This is a genomic window from Micromonospora sp. NPDC050795 (genome assembly GCF_044456785.1).
Lineage (GTDB): Bacteria > Actinomycetota > Actinomycetes > Mycobacteriales > Micromonosporaceae > Micromonospora.
On sequence record NZ_JBITGE010000044.1, the window covers coordinates 21929 to 48609 of the forward strand.

Below are 26681 nucleotides of genomic sequence, written 5' to 3' on the forward strand. Positions count from 1 at the left end.
GGACCCGGCGGGGTGCCCTCAGTCGACAAACCCGACACTTGCCTCGCAAGGTGCCTCAGCCACCGGTTCCCTCGGCCGCTCCGTCCGGGGTGAGGGCTCCTTCGTGGGGGTCTGTGTCCAGGAACACATGCTGGTGACCCTGGCCGGAGTCGACGCTGATCTGGTCGAGCTGGGTCGCCGCGACCGACCAGATCGTCGCGGCCTCGGCCGCCTGCCGCGCGGTGACGTCCAGCAGGGCCGCCCGTTGCGCCGCTGGAACGCCGGCCGCCAGTGCGTAGGCGTCGACGGCCAGCGACGCCTGCTGGACCGCTCCGCGCAGGCCTCCGCGCGCCACGTTGGTGGCGGTGGTCCCCGACGGCGGCTCGGCGAACGGCTCCGCCGCCTGACGCATGACCTCCTGCCACTGGCGCGCCTGCGCCGGGTCCGGCGCACGTCCGGCGGTCGTCTCCGTCTTGATGGCGGCCAGCACCGGGGCGACCTGGTCCCGGACGCGCCGGGCCGTCTCGATCAGCTCCACGATCTGCTGAGCGTCCCGCTTCGCCTCGTCCTGCTTGATGCTCGCGATGGTCGCCTCGGTCGCGTCCGGACGACCCAACTGGTAGCCGATCAACCCACCCAGCAACGCGGTGACCAGTGCGATCACGCCCGCGACGGCCACGAAGCGCACCGTGCGGCGGTGCCGCACATCGGGCTTGTCCAGCTGGTAGGAGGGTCGGCCGGTACGGCGCGCCATCGCATCTCCTCACATCGATGGTGTGGGGCCAAAGATTAACTGCCCCCGTGACGTCCGTCGATAGGGCCGGTCGGTGCGCTCACTCCCGTTCTGCACCCTCTCGTGGCTACTTGACCGCTTTGGGTGTTTTGCCCCTCTTTGGGTGCTTATCGTGTTGCTTGCGCCGCTGGCACCGGCCCACGACAACCAACCGCGTTGCACCGAGGAGGACAAATTGACTGAACCGACAGGGACGGCAGTGGAGAACCCGAGCAGTCGAGGCCGCCGTCGCAAGCTGAAGGCCATCCTGGCCGGAGGGATCGTCCTCGGCCTCGGTGCGACGATCACCCTCGCCGCCTGGAACGACTCGGAGTACGCCACGGGCACGTTCACGGCGGGCACCTTCAGCATGGAGGGCAGCACCAACGGCACCACCTACGCCGAGCACCCCACCGCCGGCACGGCCGCCGCGTTGACCTTCAGCACCGGCTTCGACGACATCAGTCCCGGTGACGTGGTCGCGGCGCCGTTCGCCGTCCGACTGACCGCGGCCACGACGTACGACGCGACAGTCACCGTGGCGTCGGCGACCCCCGCCCCAGCCGGGTTCGTCGGCCTCACCTACGGCATCGCGACCGTCCCCGCCTTCGCGGACTGCAGCGCGACGCCCACCACCCCGACCTGGATCGTGGCGCAGGGCACCCCGCTCAACTCGGTGGCCGGCGCGGTGCCGTTCAACCTGACGCAGGGCACTCCCCCCACGACGCCCGGCGCTCCGGTGAACCTCTGCTTCGTCGTCACCGCGGGGGGCACCCTGGTGCAGGGCACCTCGGTTACGGAAACCTGGCAACTGTTGGCCGAGTCCGTCTAGGTGATGGCCGTGGTCAACCGTCGGACGCCGGCCGGAACACCACGGCTTCGCCGGACCCGTGCCGTACTCGCTGGCGCCCTCGTTCTCGGCCTGGGAACGACGTCCACGCTCGCCGCGTGGACCGACAGCGAGTACGGCACCGGGTCGTTCGGCGCGAGCGTCTTCGGCACCGAATCGCAGACCGCCTCCAGTAGTTGGGCCAGCCACACCCCGGTCGCGAACGCCGCGACGCTGGCGTTCAACGCGACGGCGATGTCCCCCTCGGTGTCGTTCTACGCCTTCCTCGACATCCGGACGACCTCGACGACGAATGTCGGCGGCACGGTCGCGCTGACGAGTTCGTCGAACAACTCCGGTGCCCTGCTGCCCGCGCTCGAGTACCGGGCGGTGCGGACCCCCACGACCAGCACCACGTGTGCCGCCGCCGCCTTCTCCGGTTCACCCACCTGGATCGTCGGGCCCGGCTACTCCGCCATCACCGCGGTGCCCGGCTCACCGGTGTCGTCCCCCATCACCGTGCCGGCCGGCGCGACGCCGCAGCTGAGGTTCTGCTTCGAGGTCCGGGTCCAGTCCGGCGCCAGCAACACGTACCAGGGCACGACCGGGGTCGTCACCTGGGAATTCACTGCCACGTCTACGTGAAGGATCTGCAGATGGTGGGACGCGAACGTCGACGGAACAGCACCCTCGCCCGGGTCGGCGACCTGGTGCTGACAGTGCTCGCCGTCGGTGGGACGGCCTGCGTCGTCCTCGTCCCGCTGGCGTTCTTCTTCGACATCTCGCTCATCCTGTTCAAGACCGGGTCGATGAGCCCGACCATCCCGGCCGGGTCAATGGCCGTGGTGCGGGAGATCCCCGCGTCCGAGGTCCACGTGGGAGACGTCGTCACCGTCGACCGCACGCCGCTGCCACCGATCACCCACCGGGTGGTCGACATCGCCAACGGCGGTGGAGCCACTCGCCTGCTCACCCTTCGGGGGGACGCGAACCAGTCGAACGACGCCGCGCCGTACGCGGTGAGCCACGTGCGGCTCGTGCAGTGGTCGGTGCCCAGGCTCGGGTACGCGGTGCGAGCCGTGTCGAACGTCTACGCCACGAGTCTCATCACGATCGGGGCCGCGGTGATCGTGACATGGGCGTTCTGGCCGCGCGGGGGCGAGCCGGGGAGCCGACGACAGCGCGCGTGGCGCCGTCGGCGACCGGATTCGGCTATGCCCGACGAGGCGGGGGCAGCGCCGGAGGTCGGCACCCAGCCGAGCGGCACGGGAACGCGTGGTGACTCGACAGTGGGGCGCATGTGGGTCGTGCTGGCGGTGTTGCCGGGCGTTGCCGCCGCGGTACTCGCGACGCCCGGCCAGGCCCGCGCGGACACCACCGAGGAGGTCATTCGGAGCAGGTACCTCACGCTGGTCTCGATCGGCGACGACGATCGCATGACGAACCTGGCGCCGGAGCAGCCCGTGCCCTGGCAGGTGGGCGTCTCGGCGCACGCGGAGCAGCCCGGCGAGGTGACCATCTCGCTGTCCGCGCTGGGTCCTCTCGCCGTCCGTCCGGACGGACTCCAGGTGATGGTGGCCGTCTGTGCCATCCGCTGGGTGGAGGGTGCCTGCCCCACCGGCCAGGGTGCGCAGGTCCTCGCCGACGGTCCCGCCACCAGGCTGGCCGCGCACCCGGTCACCATCAGCTCGATGCGCGCCGATCAGCAGCGTTGGGTGCTCGTCACGGCGAGTCTGCTCGCCAACGCGGTGGCCTCGGGGTCGGCGGACCTGATCGTCACGGGACGGTGGCGGTGCGCTCGTCACCGGCCTGCTGCTCGTGCGCGCCGCGCGCCGGGTCAGGGTGGGTCGGCTGTGAGGCGCCTGCGCGTGCGGTCTCGGCCGGCCCGGGAGCGAGCCGGCCACGTCCGGCGGCGCTGGCTCGCGGGTGCCGCCGCCCTGCTGCTCGCCGGCACCGCCGTCGTGCTGGCACCGCCGCAGTCGACGTTGGCCGCCTGGACCGGCACCGAGTACGGTCGCGGTTCGCTGCAGGCCGGCACGGTCAATCCACCGACCAACCTGCAGTGCACGGCCGGCGTGCTCACCCCGCCGACCTTCACCTGGACCCTGCCGGTCGGCGGCCTGACCCGCAGCGGCTTCACCTGGTCGTTGTCGGGCGGCTTCACCGGCGGCGGGACTCTCGGCGCCAGCGCCACCTCGGTCACCGTCCCCGGCGGGCTGCTCGGCATCGGGACCGGCACCTTCAACCTGGTCGCGAACGGCCCCGGCGGCTGGACGTCGACACCGGTCACCGGAACGGTCGGCATGGTGACGGCGATCCTCTACTCCTGCAGCGTTCCGTAGACCGGGTAGCCCCACTCAGCTAGGGACTTCTCCAGCACCCGTTCGGTCGCGGCGAGCTGCGCCGGGCTGAGTTCGTCCCGGTACGCCTCCGCCCGGCCCACTGTGAAGTCGTACCGGGAGAAGCCCTTCTCGAAGGCCGTCGACCAGCCCAGGCCGAGGAAGTCGAGCATCCGGCCGACCTGCTCGCGCGGTTGCTCGACCAGGTCCTCGTAGCGCACGTCCAGCCACTGGTCGGCCGGGTGACGCAGCCGGGCCTGCGCGAAGGCGTCCATCAGCATCTTCCAGCCCAGCGCGGCGAGTACCTGGAAGGAGCGACCGGATTCGGCCCACTCCTCCCGGAGGTCGGACGGGAGCGGACCGTAGATCCAGTTGTCCGGCCCGCGCCAGCCGTCCCACCAGCCCATCTGGAGCCACGAGTTGGCCACCGCCCGGCCGTCGCGCACCACGTTGACCACCCGCAGCTCCGGGTACGCGGCGTGCAGCAGGCCGGTCCGGGGCCACCCGGTGACGTGCTGCACCAACTGCTGACAGCCCTGCCGCGCGATCCGCTCGTCGAAGAAGGCCCGCAGCCGCCGGGCCACGAACGGGGTCAGGTCCTCGGCGACCAGGTCCCGACACGGCCGGGAGAAGCCGGCCAGGACCTGCCGGTCGAGCAGGTGGTACGCCTCCGACGGCGCGACCCGGAGCCGGCCCCGCTCCAGCAACCGTCGACTGTGCCGCAGCGAGGTCATCCCCGCCGGGCGCGGCGCCGAACGCCGGTAGAGCGGGCCGTTGAACCTGCCCTTCGGGTTGAGCCGGGCCAGTTTGTCGTCCAGACCGGAGACGAAGCCGACCGCTGGATGCCGGGAGAGCAACTCCTGGACCAGTGTCGAACCGCAGCGACCGGTGCCCACCACCAGTGAGAGCATCGTTCAGCCTTTCTGCCGGGTGGCGGGTGACAGGGAGACGGCCGGGTCCGCGGCGAAGCGGGCGGCGGACGAGATGGCCGCCGGGCGGCGCAACGGGTAGCCGAAGCGGGTCAGCGCCACGGCGGTCAGCCCGGTCACCACCGCGTACGCGCGGGTGGGCAGCCCGGTCAGCCATTCGCTGTCGGCAACCACGTCGACCAGTCCGGTGCGGTGCCGCGACGGGTTGCCGGCCACCGAGTGGGTGGGCGCGAGCAGTACCGTGGCGGGCGTCGGAAACGGAAGCTCGTCGGGAATCGCGCCGACGAAGCCGGCGATCCGGGCGGTGACACCGGCCGGGTCGGCCACGAAGTCCTCGTACCGCACCCGCAGGTAGCGGCCCGGCGCACGGCGACGGTCGCCCCACAGCCGTACGGTCGCGGTGTTCCAGGCCAGCCAGAGCAGCGCGGCCTTGCCGACCGGTGGGCGGCTCATCAGCTGGTCGTTGGCGCGCCCGTCCAGCGGGCGTCGGCGACGCCACGAGTACGCGGTGGCGCGCGGGTCGCGGACCACGTGCAGGACGTACAGGTCGATGCCGGGCAGGCCGCCGAGCAGGGCCCCGTACGGCGGCAGCTTGGAGGAGTCGACGATGACGCCGTCCGACCGGCCCGCCAGGGCGTGCTCGGCGATCGAGGCGTAGAGCCGGGCCAGGTGCGTGTCGTCGGGGTGGCCGGCGACCGGCGGCTGCCCCCGACGCTGGCGGCGCAGCAGTGCGGGCAGTCCGCGCAGCCGCAGCCGCTGGGCCAACCGGGCGGCGATCCCGGCCGGGTCGGCGTCGGTCAGGTCGGCGCGCACCCGGGCCCAGAGCGGGCAGTCGGCGACCGGGGCACCGCAGCCGCAGGGTCGGTTCTCCAGGATGCCGCGCCGCCACAGGTACCGCAGCTCGCCGGCCGCGAAGAAACCCGGCAACTGTCCCAGGACCGTGGTCACCAGCGTGCTGCCACTGCGACCGCTGCCGGCGAGGTAGAGCACCCGCACCGGGCTCACCGGGCCGCTCCCCCACCGGCGGCGGCCCGGCGCGACGGCAGCGCCTCGGCGGCCTCCTCGTACAGCCCACGGATCCGGCCCAGGTGCCGGTCCGGGGCGAACTGGGCGGCGATCTTCGCCCGGCCCGCCCGGCCCATCCGGTACGCCCGGTCCGGGTCGGCCAGGAGGTCGTTGAGCGCGTCGCCGAGGGCCGTCGGCGCGTCGGCCGCGACAACGCGGCCGTCCACCTCGGGCTCGACCAGCTCGGGAAGCCCGCCCAGGTCGGTGGCGACCACCGGAACACCGCAGGCGAACGCCTCCAGCACCGCCATCGGTTGGTTCTCGTGCCATCGCGACGGAACGGCGACCACTGCCGCCGACCGGATCAACTCGTGCAGGCGCGGCTTGTCGAGACGGCCGTGGAACCGGACCCGGCCGGGCACCCGCCGCGCGGCGAGCACCTCCAACTCCGGCCGGGCCGGACCGTCGCCGGCGATGTCCACGATGACCCCGTCCGGCAGCGCGGCGGCCGCCTCGATCAGCACGTCGACCCCTTTCTCCGACGCCAGCCGCCCGGCGAAGACGACACCGCCGCCGGGGGTCTGCTTGGCCGCGACACCGGTCAGGTCGACGAAGTGGTTGACCACCCGCAGCCGGTCCGGGTAGACGCCCGCTCGGCGCATCACGTCGGCCAGGAATTCGCTCGGGCTCACGAAGAGCTGCACCGGGTCGTACGCGTCGAACTGCCGGTGCAACCAGGACTCGACGGCGAGCAGGCCACTGCGCGACAGCGATCCGTCCTTGCAGCGGCGACGGGCCGCCTGCAACGGGCCACCGGTGACGCACGCCTGGCAGGGGCGGCCCCGGTCCAGCAGCTGGTAGCTCGGGCAGGCGAGCTTGTAGTCGTGCATGGTCAGCACGCACGGCACACCGGCGGCGCGCGCGGCGGCGAGCACCGACGGGGAGAGCTGGTGGTAGATGTTGTGCAGGTGCAGCACGTCCGGCCGAAAGTCGTCGATCACCCGGGCCAGCCCGCGGCGGCTCGTCGGTGACCACAGCATCCGGCCGACGGCCACCGCGCGGGGCCGCACACCGCTGGGCGCCGGTTCCAACTCCACTTCGGACGGGAACCGCGCGGCGTACGGCAGCGGCGACTCGTTCTCCGGGTGGCTCATGCCGAAGTAGGCGACCGTGTCGCCGGCGACCCGTTGCAGGTCGGCGAGATCGAGCAGATACCCCTCCGCGCCGCCACGGCGGTAGAGGAACTTGTTCACGTGCAGCACGCGCATCGACTCGCCCTGCTCACATCGATCGGGCGATCCGGGCCCGGGGTGATGACCGGGGTCTGCCCGCCCCGACCAGGGCCCACGGTATGCAGGGCGGGTCGGCGAGTCCAGCTCACGTTTGGCATGTGGCTGAACGGGTGATCTTCGTCTGCCCGTGCGGTCCGCGGCCTGGCCTACCGCCATGATCTCCCGATAGCCTGGCTGCCGCCGGTCACACCCGCTCTGGTGCAGAGCCGGGGCCGGTGTCCGACGAGGAGGACCGTGGCAGCCGACGACGAGGTCTCCGCGCTCGCGTACACCGCGCGCCGGGTCCGGCGGCATCTGCGCTGGGCTCGTACCGAGGGGATCGGACGGCTGATCGAGGAGGACCGCCTCAACCCGGTCGACCGGATCGGCACCGCACTGGCGAAGCGACGCTGGCGGCGGCGGGCCGGCCGGACGCCCGGCTCGGCGATGCCGGTCTACCTGGTCGGTCTGCAACGCTCCGGCACGAACATGCTGGTCCGGGGCCTGGACGCCGCCGGGGAGGTCGAGGTCCGCAACGAGAACGACGGCACCCTCTTCCACCGCTTCCACCTGCGCCCCGACCCGGTGCTGACCGCCATCCTCCAGCGGAGTCGGCACGCGTACGTCCTGGTCAAGCCGCTCTGTGAGAGCCACCGCGTGGACGAGTTGCTGGCCCTGCCGGGGCTGACCCCCGGGCGGGCGCTCTGGGTCTACCGCGACGTCGACGACCGGGCCCGCTCCGAGGTCGCCAAGTTCGGTGACGCCAACCTGCGGGCGCTGCGGGCGATCGCCGACGGCAGCATCGGCCGCCGGTGGCAGGGGCAACGCCTCGACGCCGACACCGTCGAGCTGATCCGGGCCCACGACCCGCAGGGGTTGGATCCGCACAGCGGCGCCGCGCTGTTCTGGTACGTCCGCAACTCGCTGTTCTTCCAGCTCGGCCTGGACCAGCGGGCCGACGTGCTGCTCTGCCGCTACGACAGCCTGGTCACGGAGCCCGCCGCGCAGCTCCGGCGGCTCTGCGCCTTCCTCGACTTCACCTACCATCCCCGGCTGCACGCGCACATCGCCCCACGCGCGTCGCACGGCCCGGCGCACCACCGACGGCTACCGATCGACAGGCGCGTCCGGGCCCTCTGTGACGAGCTGACCGACCGGCTCGATCGCGCCGCGGCCGACGCCCGATCCGAGACGACGAAGGCGGTCGACAGTGGCTGAGACCGGAACCCGTACCGCACCGATCTTCCTGGTCGGCTGCCAGCGGTCGGGCACCACGATGGTGCGTCTCGTCCTGGACTCGCACTCGCGGATCAGTTGCGGTCCGGAGACCCGGTTCCTGCCGGACCTGCGACGGATCGTCGGCCGGGACTGGGAGCGACTGGCCCGCTTCGGTTTTCCGCGCGAGGACTGGTTGCGCCGGATCCGGGACTTCTTCGGCGGCGTGCACGCCGACTACGCCGCCACGCGGGGCAAGGCCCGGTGGGCCGACAAGACCCCGCTGTACGCCATGTCGCTCGACTTCGTCACCGAGGTCTTCCCGGACGCCCAGATCGTGCACCTCATCCGGGACGGACGCGACGTGGTGGTCTCGCACCGCAAACGGTTCGGCTACTGGTCCGCGGTGAAGTGCGTGGTGAAGTGGCCGCGCTACATCCGCACGGCTCGGGCCGTCGGCGCCACCCTGCCGGCGGACCGCTACTACGAGCTGCGGTACGAGGAGGCGGTCAGCGAGCCGGAGAAGACGATGCGCGGCCTCTTCGAATTCCTCGGCGAGCCCTGGGAGGACGGCATCCTCGACTACGACAGCAAGCAGCACGACGTGGCGCAGAAGTACACCACCGAGGCGCAGCGGCGACGGGCGGCGGTGGGCGACACCGCGCCCATCTACGGCTCCCGGGTGGGTAGCTACCGCCGCGAACTCGACCCGTTCCTGCGCCTGCTGGTCTGGGTCTTCGCCGGTCCGACCATGCGCGCGCTGGGCTACCGGTGACCCGCCCCGGCCGGCTGTGCGCGGCCACCGTCGCCGTCGCCGTCACGCTCCTGCTCACCGCCGGCTGCACCGCCGGCGACGACGATCCGCCACCGGCAGCCACCCCCTCCACGACGGTGGCACCCGGAGCCGCCCCGCCGGGGCGCGCCGCCGACCCGGTGAGCAACCCGTTCGGCGCGCACTGGGACTGGTCGCGGTACCAGCAGTTCGAACCGTACCTGCGCCGGCTCGCCGGTTCGGCGACGTACGAGGAGATCTCCTGGTGCGAGATCGAACGGACCTCGGGGCAGGTCGACTGGGCTGGGCTGGACGAGATCGCCTCGCGCAGCCGGGACCTGGGCGTCACGCTGCACCTGAAGATCCGCACCGGCGTGTGCTGGGCGACCGGTGGCAAGGCCCGCTACACCCGGGGCGCGGCGAACAAGACCGAGTCGGCGATGCCGACCGACCTCGGCGCGTACCAACGCTTCGTCCGCTCGGTGGTGCAGCGCTACAGCCCGTACGGGGTGCGGGAGTACGCCATCGAGAACGAGGTCAACGCGCCGAGCTACTGGGCCGGCAGCCCCGAGGACTACGCGCGGCTGGTCCGGGCCGCCGCCGAGACGATCCGCGCGACCGACCCGAAGGCGCTGGTGGTCGACTCCGGCATCAGCAGCGTCGCGTACGGCATGGGTGTCGCCGACCGGCTGGTGCGCGCCGGTCGGATCCCCGAGGCCGTCGCCGCCTACCAGGCGTACTTCCAACGTCGGGTCGGCACCCGGGGGCAGCAGATCCCGGCGGTGAACGGGGAGGCGCAACTGCGCCGGGCGCTCGGCACCGAGACCAACAGCCGCAGCCTGCGCTTCCTGGCGGTGACCGAGTCGCTGCTGACCGACCGCACCGTCGACGTCCGGCAGGTGCACTTCTACGAGCACTTCAACGGGGTGGCCCCGCTGCTGGACTACCTGCGCGCCACCACACCACCGGGCACGCCGATCCAGGCGTGGGAGGTCGGGCAGTTCTGGCGCGACGGCGACGGTGACCCGGCCAGCCGGGCGGCGGAGATGGTCAAGACGGTCACCCTGCTGGTCGCCGGCGGGATCGGTGAGATCAGCTGGCTGCCGTTGGCGTACAACCCGAACAACGCCGCCGGTAGCGAGGTCCGCTACGGCCTGCTCGACCCGGACGGCGCCGAACGGGACGCCGGCCGGATGCTGGCCGCCCTGGCCGACGCGGCGCGGGACGCCACAGTCACCCCGCTGCCCGCCCCGGTGGCCGGCAGGCTGCACGGGGTCGCGTTCGTCCGGGGCGGGTCGAGCACGCTGGTGCTCTGGTCGGCGTCGAACACGCCGGTCACCGTGCCGGCGACACCGGGCGGACGGACCGGGACGGTGGGTTCCCCGCTGGGCGCGGCCGGCGGCGGCACCACAGTGACCGACGTCCCCGTCCTGCTCCGCGCCGACCAGCCGGTGGACCGGATCCTCGCCGCCGTCCGCTAGGACGGAGACCGCCGTGCCCTAGCCGGGCCAGGGGTCCGGCCAGCCCAACAACGCGGCCAGGCGCGCGTTGTGCGGCGCGAAGTGCTCACCCAGGCGCTCCCGCAGCTCCGGCGTGAGCTCGGAGACACCCGGGTCGACGCGACGGGTGTGCCGGGTGAACGCCTCGGGGGTGAAGGCCGGCAGGCCGAGGAAGCGCAGCATGTCGGCGTACGTGCCGGCCGGGTCGGTGTGCAGGTCCTCGGTTTGGGCGACGTGGATCCGCTCCCGCGGGACCTGCGCGAACCAGCGGTCCAACTGCTCGGCGTAGCGACCCCGGGCGGCATACGAATAGTTACGCAACGCCCGGTGCGCGGCGGCGCTGTCCGGGCCACCGCGCGTCGCCCGGGCCAGCCGCTCCTCCTCCGCGTCGAGGGCGTCGGCGAAGGACAGCGGCTCGACGCCGTACGAGCGGGTGTGCAGGTAGTGCGAGTAGGCCCGCTGCACCGGATCGCGCAGCAGGACGACGAAGCGCGCCTGCGGCAGGGTCGCCGCGACCCGGGCCGGCACGCTCGGATGGAACAGGTAGTAGGGGCTCGCCTCGAACGTCCGCTCACCGGGACCGAGGTGCGGAAAGTGCCCCCGGTACCACCGCACCCCCCGACCACTGTGGATGCTGAAGTACTGCAACTCCTTACCGCTGGCCGCCCGGACCAGCGGATGCGCGGCGAGGTGGTGGTACAGCGACGTGGTGCCGCAGCGCTGCCCCCCGATCACCAGGAAATCGGGCAACGGACCGGGCTCGCCCGGCTTCGCCGCGCGCCCCCACGCCCGCGCCGCGCGTACCCCCCGACGCAGCCGGTCGGTGACCTGCCGCCGCGCGCCGCCGGTCACGAGCCGACCTCGGCGGGGGTGGGGTTGGCGGCGCGACGGCGAGCGCCCCGGCGGGTCACCGAGCGCAACACCATGACGTCCTCCCGACTGAGCCCGAGTGCGAGCACCACGGCGAGGTACACCGCCACGATCGCGGCCAGACCGACCACGAGCTGCACCGTCCCGCCCCCGAGCAGCCACCGCACACCGAACCCGGCACCCATCGCGACCAGCGCGGCGACCAGGCCCTTGACCATGCCCGCCGTCACCGGCACGGTGTGCACCTGCGCGCGCACCTGCCAGACCCGGGCGACGTTCACCGCTGCCAACGACACCGCCCAGGCCACCGCCGCGCCGAGAATGCCGTACGCCGGGATGAGCCAGAGGTTGAGCAGGACGTTGAGCAGCAGGGCCGCGAGGTTGTCCACCATGTTGACCGAGACCCGGCCGGACATGTTCAGCAGCGTCCCGCAGGGCCCGGTGGCGGCGTTCACGAGTTGGCCGAGCGCCAGCACCACGGTCACCGCCGCACCGCCGGCCAGACCCGGCCCGCCGACCACGCGCAGCAACTGCTCCGGAAAGACCAGCAACGCCACGAAGGCCGGCAGCGACAGCCGGAGCACCCAACCGGTGGCGACCCGGTAGATCCGGCGTACCTCGTCCAGTCGACCCTGGTGGTAGAGGTGCGCCAGGTGCGGACCGAACGAGGCGTTCACCGGTGCCAGCGCGAACACCGCGATGGTGACCAGCCGGGTCGCCACGTGGTAGACGCCGATCGCGTCGGGACCGTAGTCGAAGAAGCCGAGCAGCAGCGCGTCCACCCAGATCAGCCCGGTGGACGACAGCGAGGAGACCCAGCTGACGGTGGAGAACCGGAACAGTTCGCCCGGCCGGTACGCGGGCCGGGCTGCGGGCACCCGGCGCACCATCCGGGCGAGCGCCACGAGGGCGAGCCCGGCCGCGCTCCAGCTCGCCGCCACCAGCGCCCAGAACGCGCCGGTCAGGCCGGCCCCGAGGGCGAGCGCCAGAGCGGTGAGCACCAGCCGGGCGGCCGGCTCGTAGACCTGGCCGATGAGCGCGTACGCCCGTTGTGTGCGCCACCCGCGGGTGGCGGCGAGGGCAGCCTCGCAGATGGTGGCGGCGGGCAGGCTGAGCGCCGCCAACCGCAGTCCGGTGGTGAGCTGCGGGTCGTGCAGGGCGTCGGCGAGCCACGGCGCGCCGACCACCAGACCGAGGGCGATCACTGTGGACGCCACTGCCGAGATGCCGATCCCGAGCCGGATCGCGCCCCGCAGGGCGGCCGGCTCGTCGTCGGCGAGGTGCACCGCCACGAACCGGGTCAGCCCGGCCCGGAAGCCGGAGAGCGAGAGCAGCCCCAGCAGCGACAGCACGGCGTAGACCTGGGCGTACCGGCCGAGTTCGCGTACACCCAGGACCCGGGCCAGCAACAACATGACCAGGAACAGCGCCACCTGGCTGAGCACGGCGCTACCCAGGTTCAGCACACCGCCGCGGGCCATGCCGCGTACCTGCTGGTCGCCGGTCTCCGGCGCGGCCGGCGACCGGCCGGTCACCTCGCGCACCCGGCGGCCGGTTCTCCGACGGTCACGGCCGTGCCGCGCCCACGGTCTCCGCCGGCGACGAGACGGCCGCGGTGGTCGCCGCCGGAGCCTGCGGCCGGGCGGCGGAACGACCCCGGGACAGCAGTTCGAGTACGCCCACCAGCAGCACCCCGAGCAGCAGACCCGCACCACCCACCGGCAGGGCGGTACGCACCAGCTCGGTCATCCGGCTCACCTCGTGCGCCTCGCCGATGCTGGTCACCTGCTGAGGATCGGCGGCCTGGGCCTGCGCCCGCGCCGCCTGCAACCCTTCCCGCGCCTGGGACAGGGCGCTGGTCGCCGCGTCCCGCTGGGCGATCAGGGCCTGGTAGTCGGGGAGCTTCGGCCCCAGCTCGTCGAGCTTCTTCTGGGCAGCGGTGATCGCGGCGGTCGCCGCGTCGACACCTCGGCCGTTGCCGACCGCCTGCATGGAGAGCTGCTGCTGGCGCAGGCTGGTCAGCTCGCCCAACGTGGCCTGGTAGATCCGGTCCGGCTGGGAGACCTTGTTCGCCTTCTCCCACTCACCGATCGCCTTGGTCGCCGCGGTGACGTCGGCGTTGGCCGCCTCGACCTCACCGGTGGCGATGCCGACCTGGGAGGAGAAGAGGAAGGCCAGCGCCCGGGTGGTGGTCGCGGTCAGCACCGGCGCGACAGTCGCCCGGTCGCCGGCGGTGTAGGTCACCTCCAACTGGCTGCTCGCACCGACCTGGGTGACGGCGAGCCCGTCGCGCAACCGCTCCGGCGGCACCCCGGTGTCGGCGGCAACGTCGGCGAGGACGCGGGGCGAGGTGACCGCCGCGCCGAACGCCGCGACGAACTGGTTCGCCGCCTGCGTACCGGTGTACTGCGTCCCGGCCACGCCGCCCACCAGGGCCGGCGCCGCCACGTACGCGGTCCCGCTGAACTGCTGTGGCGCTGACAGGACGATGGCGGCCGCGGCACCGGTGGCGAGCACCGGCACCCCCACGAGTACCCAGAGGCGCCGCCGGGCGACCCGCAGGTAGTCGACGATCTCCACTTTTTCCCCAATGCTGTCGTTCAGTCAAACCGGGACGGACGTGCCTCGTTGCTGCTCGCCGGTCAGGTTCGGAGCCGGTTGGCGGGCGATCACGCTGGCCGCCGCGGCGAACGCGACGAAGTACCAGAGGGTGACCACGTTGGAAATGACGTTGGACGCGGCGCTGACCGCCACGAACGCGGCGGCGCAGCCGGTGAACCCGACCGCGACGCCGCGCTCGAAGCTGCCCGGAGGCGCGCGCCGCAGCGCGGTCCGGGCGGTGTGCAGAAGGGCGAACAGCATCAGCAGGTACGCCCCGAGACCGAGCAGCCCGGTCTCCACGTACGCCCGCAGGAAGTCGTTGTGCGGCTTCTTCGCCTCGTCGGTCTCCCGCTGGGTCATGTTCGGCCCGATGCCGGTCACCGGGTTCCGGTCGGCGAGTGTGACGATCTCGGTCCAGTAGCCGATGCGCCAGGCCAGGGTGTTTCCGGTCGGGTCTCCGCCGACAGCGCGGGACGTGCCGAGTTGGGCGAAGCGTTCGCCGACGGCGGGCACCAGGGCCACCCCGGCGACCGCCACCACGCAGAGGGTGACCAGCATCCGCTTGCTGCGATGCAGCGCGGCGACCACCACCAAGCCGATCGCCGCACCGAGCAGGGCGCTGCGGGTGTTGGTGAGCAGCAGGAACAGCAGCGAGAGCGCGAGCAGCACCCCGAGGGACGCCCGCAGGCGACGATCGAGGAAGCGGTACACCGCGAACCCGAAGATCACCATGAACATCAGGTAGCGGCCGAACGTGGTCGACTGGCTGAACGTGCCGCTGATGCGGGTGAAGTCGCCCTTGACCTCGGCCGGCGGGTTGCCGAGCAGCGACAGCACGACTGTGTAGCCCAGCGCCAGCACCAGCGAGGCGTAGCAGGCGAGCAGGACCCGACGGATCGCCGCGGTGTCCGGCATGAGCTGTTCCAGCACCACGAACATCACCACCACGGTGAGGATCCGCAGCGCCTCCAACAGGCTGTTCGCCGGCCGGCTGGCACCGAGGGCGCTGACCAGGCTGCTGGCACCGACGAGCAGCATGGCCCAGCTGAGCGGGGAGCCGCGTAGCCGCCCGTGCCGGCTGAGCTGCGCGGCCAGCCAGAGCCCGGCGGCGAGGAGGAACAGCACGGCGAGCAGGGTGGAGGGGTCCACCGCCCGGGCCGTTCCGCCGGATTCGGCCTGGCCGGCGCTCGGGCCGGTCAGCTTGAACAGGTCGACGCAGCAGCGCACCGCGAGCATCAGCAGCACGTACCCGGCGAACCGGGTCAGCGCGAGGACGGCCACCGCGATCCCCACGACCGCCGCGAGCGGCAGCACCATCCCCCTGCGGTCACCGGCCGCCATGGAGACACCCGCGACCACCGCCACGACCGCGGCGGCCAGCGCCGCCGCGCCGGTGAGCAGGCGGGTCGGGTCGAGCCGCCTGGTCATGAGCGGAGTGACCTGCTGCGTGTGTTGTTCCACTGATCCCACTGAACTGAATCGACGCTGCTCGGCCGCTGCCGGGCGCGGCCATCCGATGTCCTCCCGGCACAAGATCGGTTCAACCTAGTCCTGTCACCTCGGCGGCAGAAGGGGCCGTTGCACCGACTGCCCCGTCCCCCGGGGGGCTGATCCGACACTGCCCCGGCTGGCGCCGTCCGGTCAGTCGACGGTCGCCGTGGATCGTGCCCTGGCCCGGCGGCCCGGCTCCGGGGCCAGCCGGAGATAGAGCTGCTCCAACTCGCGGGCGGCGGTGTCCCAGCTGTACCTGCTGGTGATCTGCTCGCCCAGCGCCACCGCGCCGGCCCGTTCACCCGGCAGGTTGGCGAGCAGCGACGTCAACACCCGGACCAGGTCGTCCTCGTCGCCGTCGCGGAACAACCGTCCGCCGGCGGTGTCGGCCCTGAGCACCTCGACGTGCGGCGCGATGTCGCTGGCGACCACCGGCAGCCCGTACGCGGCCGCCTCCAGCAACGTCAACGGCAGTCCCTCCAACCGGGACGGTTGAACGAAGCCGGCGGCTCCGGCGTACAGCTCGGCGAGAAGGTCGTCGTAGGCGAACCCGGTGAAGACGATCCGGTCGTCCGCCCCGGCTTCCCGGCGCAGCCGGTCCACGAAGTCGTCGGTGAACGACGACCCGCCGACGATCGCCAGGCGCATCGGGGTCTCGGTCCGGCGGAAGGCCCGGATCAGCAGGTCGGCCGCCTTCTCCGGCACCAGCCGACCGACCAGCAGCAGGTAGCCGCCGGGGGTCAGCCCGAACCGGTTCTGGATCTGACGGGTCCGCGCCGGTCGGGCCGGGTTCACGCCGTTCGGGATGTAGGTCGTCGGGCGGCCGAACCGGGCGCCGTAGTGGGCGGCCAGCCCCTGGGATACCGCTACCCGCTGATGCGGGACGTACCCGCTGAACCAGTGGGCGCTGCTCAGCACGGCCCGCGCGGCGAGCCCCCACTTGCCCCGCTGGTTGTCGAGCCCGTGCACCGTCAACACCACGCGCGCCCGGGACAGGGCACGCGGAAGTGGGGCGACCAGGGCCGGCCCGAGCCCGTGGTAGTGCACGATGTCGGGCCGGGCGGCCATCGCCGCCATAGTCGAGGTCGCCGCGTGCACGATGGCATCCAGGTGCTTGCTCGCTATCGTGTGGGTCTGGCGCAGCCGTACGCCCCGGTAGCCGTCGGCGGGCGTCTCGCCGTAGCTCCGGCGGCAGTAGACGGTGACCTCGTGGCCGTAGCTGGCGAGCCGGCTGGCCATCTCCTCCACGTGCCGTTCGATCCCGCCGTAGGTCGCCGGCATCCCCTTCTGGCCGATCATCGCGATCCGCAGCGGACGCCAGGCGACGGCTGTGTCGGCGACGCCCGCTCGGGACCGCCCGGCGGAGACCACCCGTTGCCGGGGTATCGCAGGCCTTCCGGCGTGCTGGTCCACGTCCTCGGCCTGCAGGTCGGGATGGGCCACGTTGACTCCCTGCGTGACTAGGTCCGCGCCCGCCGTCCGGGGCAGGGTCAACACCTTGCCATGGATGGGCCCGTCCGCCACCTGATCATTGAGACAGAAAAATCATCCATGGGATTCGCCGCGAAGGGAATGGCACCGGGGGTGACATCGAGGTGACCGGCGCTGGTGCCGCGTCGAACGGCACGCGAACGGCGACGAGCCCCGGTCGATCACGTGCGGATCGGCCGGGGCTCGTCGGTGGTACCTGTCAGGCGAGATCGAACCGGTCGAGCTCCATGACCTTGGTCCAGGCGGCCACGAAGTCGGCGACGAACTTGTCGCGGGCGTCCTGGCTGGCGTAGACCTCGGCGAGGGCGCGCAGCTGCGAGTTGGACCCGAAGATGAGGTCGACCGCGGTGGCGGTCCACTTCACCTCATCGTTGGCCAGGTCGCGGATCTCGTACACGTGCTCGTCGGACTTCGACGCGCTCCACCGGGTGCCCGGGGAGAGCAGGTTGGCGAAGAAGTCGTTGGTGAGCACGCCCGGCCGGTCGGTCAGCACACCGTGCTGGCTGCCGCCGACGTTCGCGCCGAGGGAGCGCAGGCCGCCGATGAGGACGGTCATCTCGGGCGCGGTCAGGTTGAGCATGTACGCACGGTCGACGAGCAGCACCTCCGGCTGGGTCTTCTCGCCGGGACGCAGGTAGTTGCGGAAACCGTCCGCGCGCGGCTCCATGACCCGGAAGGCGTCGGTGTCGGTCTGCTCCTGGGTCGCGTCGGTACGGCCAGCCCGGAACGGCACGGTCACCTCGACGCCGGCGTCCCGCGCCGCCTTCTCGACGGCGGCCGAACCGGCCAGCACGATCAGGTCGGCGATCGAGATCTTCGCGCCGCCGGCTTCGTTGAACTCCCGCTGGATGCCCTCAAGGGTGGTGAGGACGGTGGCCAGCTGCTCGGGCTGGTTGACCTCCCAGCTGCGCTGCGGCTCGAGGCGGATGCGCGCCCCGTTGGCACCGCCGCGCTTGTCGGTGTGCCGGAAGCTCGCGGCAGACGCCCAGGCGGTGGAGACCAGCTGGTCGATCGTGAGACCGGACTCGAGGACCTTCGCCTTGAGCGCGGTGATGTCGGCGTCGCCCACCAGCTCGTGGTCGACGGCCGGCACCGGGTCCTGCCAGAGCTGCGGCTCGGCCACCCACGGCCCGAGGAAGCGCTCGACCGGGCCCATGTCGCGGTGCAGCAGCTTGTACCACGCCTTGGCGAAGGCCAGCGCGAACTGGTCGGGGTTCTCCAGGAAGCGGCGGGAGATCTTCTCGTACGCCGGGTCGACGCGCAGCGACAGGTCGGTCGTGAGCATCGTCGGCCGGTGCTTCTTCGCCGGGTCGAAGGGGTCCGGGATGATCGCCTCGGCGTCCTTGGCGACCCACTGCTTCGCGCCACCGGGGCTGGTCGTGAGCTCCCACTCGTAGCCGAAGAGGATCTCGAAGAAGCGGTTGCTCCACTGCGTCGGAACGTCGGTCCACGTCACCTCGAGACCACTGGTGATCGTGTCGGCGCCCTTGCCGCTGCCGTGGGTGCTCAGCCAACCCAGGCCCTGCGCCTCCAGCGGCGCGCCCTCGGGCTCCGGACCCACGTGGTTGTCGGCGACGCCGGCACCGTGGGTCTTACCGAAGGTGTGACCACCGGCGATGAGGGCGACGGTCTCCTCGTCGTTCATCGCCATCCGGCCGAAGGTCTCGCGGATGAAGTGCGCCGCCGCGGCCGGGTCCGCGTTACCGCGCGGGCCCTCCGGGTTGACGTAGATGAGCCCCATCTCGGTCGAGCCGACGCCGGCCGCCATCTCCTTCTCGGTGGCGTAGCGCTCGTCTCCCAGCCAGGTGTCCTCGGGACCCCAGAAGATCTCCTCGGGCTCCCAGACGTCCTCGCGACCGAAGCCGAAGCCGAAGGTCTTGAAGCCCATCGACTCCAGGGCGACGTTGCCGGCGAGCACGAGCAGGTCGGCCCAGGAGATCTGCTGACCGTACTTCTGCTTGACCGGCCAGAGCAGCCGGCGGGCCTTGTCCAGGTTGGCGTTGTCCGGCCAGCTGTTGAGCGGCGCGAACCGCTGCCCACCGTCGCCGGCGCCGCCCCGACCGTCCTCGATGCGGTACGTGCCGGCGGCGTGCCAGCTCATCCGGATCATCAGGCCGCCGTAGTGGCCGAAGTCGGCCGGCCACCAGTCCTGCGAGGTGGTGAGCACCTCGACGATGTCGCTCTTGAGGGCCTCGACGTCGAGCTTCGCGAACTCCCTGGCGTAGCTGAAGTCCTCGCCCAGCGGGTTGCCCTTCGACGAGTGGGCGTGCAGCACCGAGAGGTCGAGCTGGTTGGGCCACCAGTCCCGGTTGGTGCGCGGACGACCACCGGTCTTCGGGGTCGGCGAGTCGATCGCCGGGTTCTCACTCTCGCTGCCGTGCGCGGTCACCGAGTCGTGCGCGACCGGGCAGCCGGCCGCTGCCTTCTGGTCCACGCCCTGCGCACTGACGGGGCCGTTGTCCTGGGTGTCGCTCATGTACTTCCTTCCGAGCTTGCGGATCTCTGGGGCGTGCGTTCGGTCGCGCAGTCGGGACAGGTGCCCCAGTAGACGACCTCCGCCTCGTCGACCACGAAACCGTGGTCGCCCGAGGCGGTAAGACAGGGAGCGTGGCCGACGGCACAGTCGACGTCGGCGATGGCGCCGCAGGAGCGGCACACGACATGGTGGTGATTGTCCGATATCCGGGACTCGTATCGGGCGGTCGCCCCGGCCGGCTGGATGCGCCGCACCAGCCCGGCGTCGGTGAGCACCCGCAGCACGTCGTACACCGCCTGGTGGGAGACCGTGGGGTGGTCCGCGCGGACCAGCGCGATCACCGCGTCGGTGCCGACGTGCGGGTGGTCACGCAGCGCCGCGAGCACCGCCAACCGGGGCCGGGTCACGCGCAACGAGACAGCCCGTAGCTGCGCCTCGAAGTCGGACATCACGGGTACGAACATTAGCTCACTATTTTGGAACGAATCAAGTTTTGCACCGTCCGAGGTGCCTCAACGGCGGACGATTCACCCGAGGTTAACCTGCGGGAGGAAGAAATTCGGACAGCCATGTCGAGAAGTGCCGAGCGGCTCCGTCCCCGCAGTGGACGCGACCACGACGGGTCGCAGCCAACACCAAGGAGCACCACGATGGCCAAGTACCTGCTGCTCAAGCATTACCGGGGCGGCCCGACCGCGGTGAACGACGTGCCCATGGACCAGTGGACGCCGGCGGAGATCTCAGCCCACATGCAGTACATGCGCGACTTCGCGGCCCGACTCGAGGAGACCGGTGAATTCGTCGACGGTCAGGCACTCGCCCCGGAGGGGACGTTCGTCCGGTACGACGGCGAGGGCCGCCCGCCGGTCACCGACGGCCCGTTCGCCGAGACCAAGGATCTCATCGCCGGCTGGATGGTGATCGACGTCGACAGCTACGACCGGGCTGTCGAGCTGGCCGGGGAGTTGTCGGCCGCGCCCGGGGCGGGCGGGAAGCCGATCCACGAGTGGCTGGAGCTGCGCCCGTTCCTGAGCGAGCCCCCCACCATCACGGAGTGACGGCTCCGATGGACGAGACGCTGCTGCGCAACCTCACGCCGAGCGTCCTCGGGATCCTCGTCCGCCGCGGAATCGACTTCGCGGCGGCCGAGGACGCCGTGCAGGACGCCCTGGTCGAAGCGGTCCGGGTCTGGCCGGCCGACCCGCCGCGCGACCCGTTGGGCTGGCTGACCACTGTGGCGTGGCGACGGTTCCTCGACGCGGCCCGAGCCGACACCGCTCGCCGTCGGCGCGAGGATCTCGTCGAGGAGGAGCCGGGGCCGGGGCCCACCCCCACCGCGGACGACACGCTCCAGCTCTACTTCCTGTGCGCCCACCCGTCGCTGACGCCGTCGTCCGCTGTCGCGCTCACACTGCGCGCCGTCGGCGGGCTGACCACCCGGCAGATCGCCCACGCCTACCTGGTGCCCGAGGCGACCATGGCGCAACGCATCAGCAGGGCCAAGCGCACCGTCTCCGGGCTGCGGTTCGACCGACCCGGTGACGTCGCCACCGTCCTACGCGTCCTCTACCTGGTCTTCAACGAGGGCTACTCCGGTGACGTGGACCTCGCCGCGGAGGCCATCCGGCTCACCCGGCAGCTCGCGGCCGCGATCAACCACCCCGAGGTGACGGGGCTGCTCGCCCTCATGCTGTTGCACCACGCCCGCCGCGCCGCCCGGACCGCCGCCGACGGCAGCCTGGTGCCGCTCGCCGAGCAGGACCGCAGCCGTTGGGACACCCGGTCGATCGCCGAGGGCGTCGCGATTCTGCAGGCGGCCCTGGCCCGCGACCAACTGGGTGAGTTCCAGGCCCAGGCGGCCATCGCGGCGCTGCACGCGGACGCGCCCACCGCCGCGGAGACCGACTGGATGCAGATCGTGCAGTGGTACGACGAACTGACGCGCCTGACCGGCAACCCGGTCGTCCGGCTCAACCGCGCGGTGGCGGTCGGTGAGGCCGACGGTCCCAGGGCCGGCCTGGCGGCGCTCGCGGCGGTGGACGGCGCGCTGCCCCGGTACACGGCGGTGGCGGCGTACCTGAACGAGCGTGACGGCGACCTGACAACGGCGGCGCGGCTGTACACCGAGGCTGCCCAGCAGGCCCCCAACCTCGCCGAACGCGACCATCTGACCCGCCAGGCCGCCCGACTCAACGACCTACGGCGTCGCTGACCCCTCGGGCAACGGGAGCGTCCGCCAGTGCCGTTGACCAAGGCCAGGGCACCTGGTCCGGAAAGTCTCCGGAACTTTCGGCGGCCCCATCCCGGCCGATGTTCGGCTGTTGGGACGCCACGGCAGCCGACCTGACCTCTGATCCACTACTGACCTGTACGGATGCCGCTCCGGTGATGGCGGAGGTGTTGCTGCTCTGTTTCCGGAAGTTGTTGACAAGTCGACGGCCGGGTTAATACGGTCGCCATCGACGGCGTTCGATTGTCGTCAGCACCAGCCACCACGCCCCACTTCTCCGATCATCGTGCAGGACGACCGGCCCCACCACCACCGAGCGGTACGACGCCGTGGCCGTTACCCGACCACCGGCAGCCTGCCGAGGCGTACCGCGCCGCTGGCCCCCGCCAGCCGTCAGAGGAGGCAACAGTTCCATGACCGACACCAGCCACACCAAACCGAGAGGCCGCGCCCGTCTGCGGCTGCTCCTGGGCGCCGCATGCGCCGCCGTCGTGGCCGTCGCCGGCACGATGACGGCCACCAACGCGTACGCCGAGGCCGACCGGACCCTCACGTCGAACCTCACTGGCACGCACAACGGGTACTACTTCTCGTTCTGGAAGGACAGCGGCAACGCCAGCATGACGCTGCGCGCCGATGGCCGGTACACCAGCAGTTGGGACAGGAGCACCAACAACTGGGTCGGCGGCAAGGGTTGGGCCACCGGCACCCGGCGGACGGTCACCTACTCGGGCAGCTACAACCCGGGCAACAACAACACCTACCTCGCCCTGTACGGATGGACGCGCAACCCGCTCATCGAGTACTACGTGGTGGAGAACTTCGGCAGCTACAACCCGAGCAGCGGCGCCACCCGCATGGGCACTGTCACCACTGACGGCGGCACCTACGACATCCTCCGCAGCCAGCGGGTCAACGCCCCGTCGATCGACGGCAACCAGACGTTCTACCAGTTCTGGAGCGTCCGCCAGCAGAAGCGCTCGAGTGGCACCATCACCACCGCCAACCACTTCGACGCCTGGGCCCGGGCCGGCCTGAACCTCGGCACCAACCACAGCTACCAGGTCATGGCCACCGAGGGTTACCAGAGCCAGGGAAGCTCCGACATCACCGTGCGGGAGGGCAGCGGCGGGAACCCGACGACCACTCCGCCCACCACCGGCAACCCGGGGAACGGCAACTGCAACGCGACGATCTCCGCCGGCCAGCAGTGGGGTGACCGGTTCAACCTCAATGTCGCCGTCAGCGGCACCAACAACTGGGTGGTCAGCCTCGGCCTCGGTGGCGGCCAGAGCATCCAGAACAGTTGGAACGCCTCCGTCAGCGGCAGCAGCGGCACCGTCACCGCGAGGCCGAACGGCAACGGCAACAACTTCGGGATCACGGTCATGGCCAACGGCAACTGGAACTGGCCGACGATCACCTGCAGCACCGGCTGACCCGATCGACTCCTGACCCACGGTGCTGGCGTGGCGGCCTCGGCCGTCACGCCAGCACTGTGTCCTAGACCTCCGGCGCCGCGTTCTCGTCCGCTGCCGGTGCCCCCGGGGACGGCTTCTTCGTCGGCTCCGTAGCCGGCTCCTCCTCGCTCTCCTCGGACGCTGTCGCGGTCGGCACCGCCGTCGTCCCACCCGTCGGGGCTGCCGTCGGCTCCGCTGGCGGGCTCTCGGACGAGGTGGGCTCGGGCGCACCCCCGGTGCTCTCGCCGGAGGGCGTTGGCTGGCCGACCGGCCCGGCACCCGCCGACACGCCTGCCGTCGGGGTCGGGGAGCCAGGCGCGCGGACCGGCAGGCCCCCGGAACCGCGGGTGGCCGGTTCTCCGCCACCCACGCCCAGGTCGGGCTCGCGCTGCGAAGGGCCCGTCGGCGACACCGCTGGCGGCGTCGACGGCCCGTCGGTCGGGCCCGTCATCATCCCGGTGGGATCGGCGAGCACCAGGACGGCGGCCGCCGCGGCTATCGATCCGAGAACCACAGCGAGCACCTTGGGCCCAGGGCCGCCCGACCGCCTCGCCACACCGCCGAAGACCGACCGCTGAATCTCGGTGCGTTCGACCGCCGCCCCGACCGGCGCTCCGACAGCCGTCCGCAGCTGATCGGCCGGATCCGCGAGCATCTGGGCCGCCACGGCCATTGTCGCCGCCGTCGGGAAGCGACGGGTGGGGTCCTTGGCCATCGCGGTGGCGACCAACCGCTGGACCGCCTCCGGAACGTCCCCGGGCAGCGGCGACGGTTCCTCTTCGAGATGGCGCAACGCCACCGCCACCGCGTTCTCGCCCTCGTGCGGGGGCCTGCCGGCAAGACAGTGGTAGACGACCGCCCCCAGCGCGTAGATGTCGATCGCCGACGTCGTCTCGCTCCTGGTGACCTGCTCGGGCGCCATGTAGAGGGCGGTGCCGACGACCTGGTTCGTCCCGGTGAGGCTCGCCGCCTCCTGGGTCACCGCGACGCCGAAGTCGACGAGCACGACGTGCCCGTCCGGCTCGATGATCAGGTTGCCGGGCTTGACGTCCCGGTGGACGACGCCAGCGTCGTGCGCGGCCTGGAGCGCGCGGGCGGTCTGCGCGGCGATCGACATCGTCTCGGCCACACCCAGCCGGCCCGTCTCGGCGATCCGCTCGGACAGGGGCTGCCCCTGCACGCACTCCATGACGATGTACGCGAGCACCGGAGCGTCGGGCTGGGACACCTCACCGTAGTCGTAGACCTGCGCGACACCCGGGTGACGCAGGGCCGCCATCGCCCGGGCCTCGCGACGGAACCGTTCGCCGAAGCCGGGATCGGTGACCAGCCGAGGTCGCAGCATCTTGATCGCGACGCAGCGGTCCAGGGTTTCGTCGACCGCCCGCCAGACGTCGCCCATTCCACCGCTGGCGATGCTCTCCAGCAGACGGTAACGGTCCCCGACGACTTCCCCCACAATCGGCATGACATCGTCGGTACCCCGGACTGCCCGATCCCAAGCACCGCGACGTCGGCCGAGCCCGGTGCCCCCATGGAGCGGCCCCGCCGCTTCCGACGGGGCCGCTCCAACCATTCGGGGGCCTGATCAGCTGTTCAGCCTGGCGATCAGGGCGGTGGCCATGCCCTGCTCACCTCGGGCGTTGGGGTGGAACGGCGCGGCCGAGTTCTGCGGCACCAGACCCTCGATCCAGCGGGTGCCGCTGCTCTTGCACGCGTCCCGGCCGATCGACGGGGTGTAGACGTCGGCGTAGGTGGCGCCGTTGGCGCTCGCGACGCTGGCCAGCATCGCGTTGAGTGACTTCTCGACGCCACGCAGGTACGGCACGTCCTGGTAGGCGATCGGAACGACCGGCCAGCAGCCGTAACCGCTGTCCGGCAGGATCGCCGGATAGCCGAGCACCACGACCCGCGCGCCCGGTGCGGCCTGCCGGACCGCCTGGAGCACGGCGGTGATCTTCGATGTGGCGGCGACGATCCGCGCCTGCAACTGGTCGACTCCTCCGGCGGTGTACCGGTTCTTGCACGGAGATCCCAGCGGGCTGCTGACGCTCGCCTCCGCGCAGTCGCCGATGATGCCGGAGAAGCCGATGTCGTTGCCGCCGATCTGCACCGTCACCAGCGAGGTGTTCGAGGTCACCGCGTTGAGCTGCGGTGGCGTCGTGATGCCCAGTTGGCCGCTACCGCCGTAGAGGATGTCGTCAGTGGTGGCGCCGGAGCAGCTCACGTCGGCGAACGACGACGAACCGGCGGACGCCGCCACCAGCGACGGGTAGTTGCGGTTGGACCGTAGGCAGTTGAGGTCGACCTGGGTGGGGATCAGCGGGCCTGCGGTGTACGAGTCGCCCAGCGCTACGTAGCGGCCGGTGGGCACGGCGGCGCTGGCGGGGGTGGCGACGGTGAGCAGCACGCCGGCGGTGGCGAGGGCGAGTGCGGCCAACCGGGTGGCTGCCCGCAGGAGGGGCAGGCGGGGACGGGTCATGGCGCCTCCCAGGAGGGAATCAGGGGTGGTGGTGCCCGAGATCCTGTCGCCGCCGAGGCCGCCCCGTCAATATCGATGAACCTCACTAAACATCTGCCCGGAGTGTGGGATGGAACGATGGCGGTCAATCCAGCGGCGCATACCACTGGGCACCGGTGACCTTGATCCGCCGGGACTGCTTGCGGTTCCACTCCACCCGCATGCCGTGCTTGCGCAGCACCGGGAACGCGACCTCGTCCAGCAGTCGTTCCAGGTCGGCCTGGTAGCTGGCCTGCTGCTCGGCCTCCGACAGGCCCGCGTAGGCGGCCTCGTCGAAGTCGGCCGGCGGATAGACGCCGTAGCCGAGATAGACCTCGCCGTCCTCGCTCGCGAGCAGCGACTCGGTGTCCTGCTGGTGGTACCAGAGAAACCCGCGCCAGTGCCGTGAGTCGTCCCGCTCGTCGTCGATCTCGGCGCTCGCGCAGGTGCCACAACAGCTGAAGTTCTCCCGGGCCAACACCCCCAGCCCGTTGAGCTCGACGAAGGCACGGGTGAGGTTGCCGCGCACCTCACCCCACTCGCGCTGCTGCTCCCGCCGAACCGCCAACGCCGTCTCGTGTGCCGCCCTGAGCTCATCGTCAGTCGCGCCGCAGCGCTCGTCGTCGTCGTCGAAGAAGTCGACGAACTCGTCCGCGTCGCTCTCACCACGCACCACCCAGGCCCACAGCTCGTCCTCGATGGCGGTGCGGCCCGGCTCCGGGATTCGATCGGTGAGGAACCTGACTCCGGCAGGGCGATCGTTGTACGTCCACTCAGTCACGCCGAGATCTTCACATGGGCCTGTGACGACCTCGGTCGGAGAACGGCCGGCGCGGCGGCCGTCCCCGCAGGCACGCCCTAGCCCGTGTTTCATAAAGCTCGGAGGTACTGGTTGATGGCGGCGATGGTCAGGGTGGCTTCGTAGCGGACGGCCAGTTTGTCGTAGCGGGTG

General features: G+C 71.6%; 23 protein-coding genes. 9 read left to right on the forward strand and 14 right to left on the reverse strand.

Annotation, left to right across the window (positions count from 1 at the left end; genetic code table 11):
* Positions 1–55: 55 nt before the first annotated feature.
* Entirely contained in the window at positions 56–733 is a 678-nt protein-coding gene (locus tag ACIBEF_RS28595; protein WP_396796347.1) for a hypothetical protein, read from the reverse strand.
* 214 nt (positions 734–947) lie between these two features.
* Here ACIBEF_RS28595 and ACIBEF_RS28600 point away from each other — a divergent pair, with 214 nt between their 5' ends.
* From ACIBEF_RS28600 to ACIBEF_RS28610, 3 genes are read left to right on the forward strand one after another with little or no spacing between them, the layout of a single operon-like run.
* A complete protein-coding gene (locus ACIBEF_RS28600) occupies positions 948–1583 on the forward strand; it encodes a SipW-dependent-type signal peptide-containing protein (protein ID WP_396796348.1) in 636 nt (211 codons plus the stop codon).
* Between the two features lie 9 nt (positions 1584–1592).
* On the forward strand, positions 1593–2225 hold the full coding sequence (locus ACIBEF_RS28605) for a SipW-dependent-type signal peptide-containing protein (protein WP_357198983.1): 633 nt from the start codon (positions 1593–1595) through the stop codon (positions 2223–2225).
* Positions 2226–2236: 11 nt separating this feature from the next.
* Positions 2237–3922, forward strand: a complete 1686-nt coding sequence (locus ACIBEF_RS28610; RefSeq protein WP_396796349.1) for a signal peptidase I — start codon at positions 2237–2239, stop codon at positions 3920–3922.
* Here ACIBEF_RS28610 and ACIBEF_RS28615 read toward each other — a convergent pair.
* From ACIBEF_RS28615 to ACIBEF_RS28625, 3 genes are read right to left on the reverse strand one after another with little or no spacing between them, the layout of a single operon-like run.
* Positions 3901–4830, reverse strand: a complete 930-nt coding sequence (locus tag ACIBEF_RS28615; RefSeq protein ID WP_396796351.1) for a sulfotransferase family protein — start codon at positions 4828–4830, stop codon at positions 3901–3903. The two genes, ACIBEF_RS28610 and ACIBEF_RS28615, sit on opposite strands and share 22 nt — an antisense overlap.
* Positions 4831–4833: 3 nt before the next feature.
* Positions 4834–5853 carry a sulfotransferase gene (locus ACIBEF_RS28620; RefSeq protein WP_396796352.1) on the reverse strand — a complete coding sequence of 340 codons (1020 nt, stop codon included), beginning with the start codon at positions 5851–5853 and terminating at the stop codon, positions 4834–4836.
* Positions 5850–7121, reverse strand: a complete 1272-nt coding sequence (locus ACIBEF_RS28625; RefSeq protein WP_396796354.1) for a glycosyltransferase family 4 protein — start codon at positions 7119–7121, stop codon at positions 5850–5852. Before ACIBEF_RS28625 ends, ACIBEF_RS28620 begins: the two co-directional genes overlap by 4 nt.
* A gap of 258 nt (positions 7122–7379) precedes the next feature.
* Between ACIBEF_RS28625 and ACIBEF_RS28630 the strand changes: the two genes are divergently transcribed.
* The 3 genes from ACIBEF_RS28630 to ACIBEF_RS28640 are packed head-to-tail and all read left to right on the forward strand — an operon-like array spanning position 7380 to position 10592.
* The gene (locus ACIBEF_RS28630) at positions 7380–8342 is read left to right on the forward strand and encodes a hypothetical protein (protein ID WP_396796355.1); all 963 of its coding nucleotides are present in this window, start codon (positions 7380–7382) and stop codon (positions 8340–8342) included.
* Complete coding sequence (locus tag ACIBEF_RS28635) at positions 8335–9114, forward strand: sulfotransferase family protein (protein ID WP_396796356.1); 780 nt, start codon at positions 8335–8337, stop codon at positions 9112–9114. Before ACIBEF_RS28630 ends, ACIBEF_RS28635 begins: the two co-directional genes overlap by 8 nt.
* Entirely contained in the window at positions 9111–10592 is a 1482-nt protein-coding gene (locus tag ACIBEF_RS28640; RefSeq protein WP_396796358.1) for a hypothetical protein, read from the forward strand. Before ACIBEF_RS28635 ends, ACIBEF_RS28640 begins: the two co-directional genes overlap by 4 nt.
* Positions 10593–10610: 18 nt before the next feature.
* On the opposite strand, the gene ACIBEF_RS28645 is transcribed toward ACIBEF_RS28640, so the two are convergent.
* The 7 genes from ACIBEF_RS28645 to ACIBEF_RS28675 all read right to left on the reverse strand — a co-directional run bounded on the left by ACIBEF_RS28645 (position 10611) and on the right by ACIBEF_RS28675 (position 19991).
* Positions 10611–11462 (reverse strand): sulfotransferase family protein, encoded by an 852-nt coding sequence (locus ACIBEF_RS28645; protein WP_396796360.1) that lies wholly within the window; start codon positions 11460–11462, stop codon positions 10611–10613.
* Positions 11459–13015 carry an oligosaccharide flippase family protein gene (locus ACIBEF_RS28650; RefSeq protein ID WP_396796361.1) on the reverse strand — a complete coding sequence of 519 codons (1557 nt, stop codon included), beginning with the start codon at positions 13013–13015 and terminating at the stop codon, positions 11459–11461. Before ACIBEF_RS28650 ends, ACIBEF_RS28645 begins: the two co-directional genes overlap by 4 nt.
* A 31-nt stretch (positions 13016–13046) precedes the next feature.
* On the reverse strand, positions 13047–14060 hold the full coding sequence (locus ACIBEF_RS28655; RefSeq protein ID WP_396796362.1) for a Wzz/FepE/Etk N-terminal domain-containing protein: 1014 nt from the start codon (positions 14058–14060) through the stop codon (positions 13047–13049).
* A gap of 24 nt (positions 14061–14084) precedes the next feature.
* On the reverse strand, positions 14085–15509 hold the full coding sequence (locus ACIBEF_RS28660; RefSeq protein ID WP_396796364.1) for an O-antigen ligase family protein: 1425 nt from the start codon (positions 15507–15509) through the stop codon (positions 14085–14087).
* A gap of 213 nt (positions 15510–15722) precedes the next feature.
* Entirely contained in the window at positions 15723–17015 is a 1293-nt protein-coding gene (locus tag ACIBEF_RS28665) for a glycosyltransferase family 4 protein (protein WP_396796365.1), read from the reverse strand.
* A gap of 247 nt (positions 17016–17262) precedes the next feature.
* Positions 17263–19539 (reverse strand): catalase/peroxidase HPI, encoded by a 2277-nt coding sequence (gene katG, locus ACIBEF_RS28670; RefSeq protein WP_396796366.1) that lies wholly within the window; start codon positions 19537–19539, stop codon positions 17263–17265.
* Positions 19536–19991, reverse strand: a complete 456-nt coding sequence (locus tag ACIBEF_RS28675; protein WP_354969622.1) for a Fur family transcriptional regulator — start codon at positions 19989–19991, stop codon at positions 19536–19538. Before ACIBEF_RS28675 ends, katG begins: the two co-directional genes overlap by 4 nt.
* A 198-nt stretch (positions 19992–20189) precedes the next feature.
* Here ACIBEF_RS28675 and ACIBEF_RS28680 point away from each other — a divergent pair, with 198 nt between their 5' ends.
* From ACIBEF_RS28680 to ACIBEF_RS28690, 3 genes are all read left to right on the forward strand, one after another.
* Positions 20190–20597, forward strand: coding sequence for a YciI family protein (locus tag ACIBEF_RS28680; RefSeq protein WP_396796367.1), 408 nt, complete (start codon positions 20190–20192; stop codon positions 20595–20597).
* A gap of 8 nt (positions 20598–20605) precedes the next feature.
* Positions 20606–21751, forward strand: coding sequence for an RNA polymerase sigma factor (locus ACIBEF_RS28685; RefSeq protein WP_396796376.1), 1146 nt, complete (start codon positions 20606–20608; stop codon positions 21749–21751).
* Between the two features lie 431 nt (positions 21752–22182).
* Positions 22183–23208: a glycoside hydrolase family 11 protein gene (locus ACIBEF_RS28690; protein ID WP_396796368.1), complete on the forward strand. Its 1026-nt coding sequence runs from the start codon at positions 22183–22185 to the stop codon at positions 23206–23208.
* 64 nt (positions 23209–23272) lie between these two features.
* On the opposite strand, the gene ACIBEF_RS28695 is transcribed toward ACIBEF_RS28690, so the two are convergent.
* From ACIBEF_RS28695 to ACIBEF_RS28705, 3 genes are all read right to left on the reverse strand, one after another.
* Positions 23273–24697, reverse strand: a complete 1425-nt coding sequence (locus ACIBEF_RS28695) for a protein kinase (protein ID WP_396796369.1) — start codon at positions 24695–24697, stop codon at positions 23273–23275.
* A 120-nt stretch (positions 24698–24817) separates the two neighbouring features.
* Positions 24818–25711 (reverse strand): SGNH/GDSL hydrolase family protein, encoded by an 894-nt coding sequence (locus ACIBEF_RS28700; protein WP_396796371.1) that lies wholly within the window; start codon positions 25709–25711, stop codon positions 24818–24820.
* A gap of 124 nt (positions 25712–25835) precedes the next feature.
* Entirely contained in the window at positions 25836–26510 is a 675-nt protein-coding gene (locus tag ACIBEF_RS28705; RefSeq protein WP_396796372.1) for a DUF6891 domain-containing protein, read from the reverse strand.
* Positions 26511–26681 lie beyond the last annotated feature (171 nt).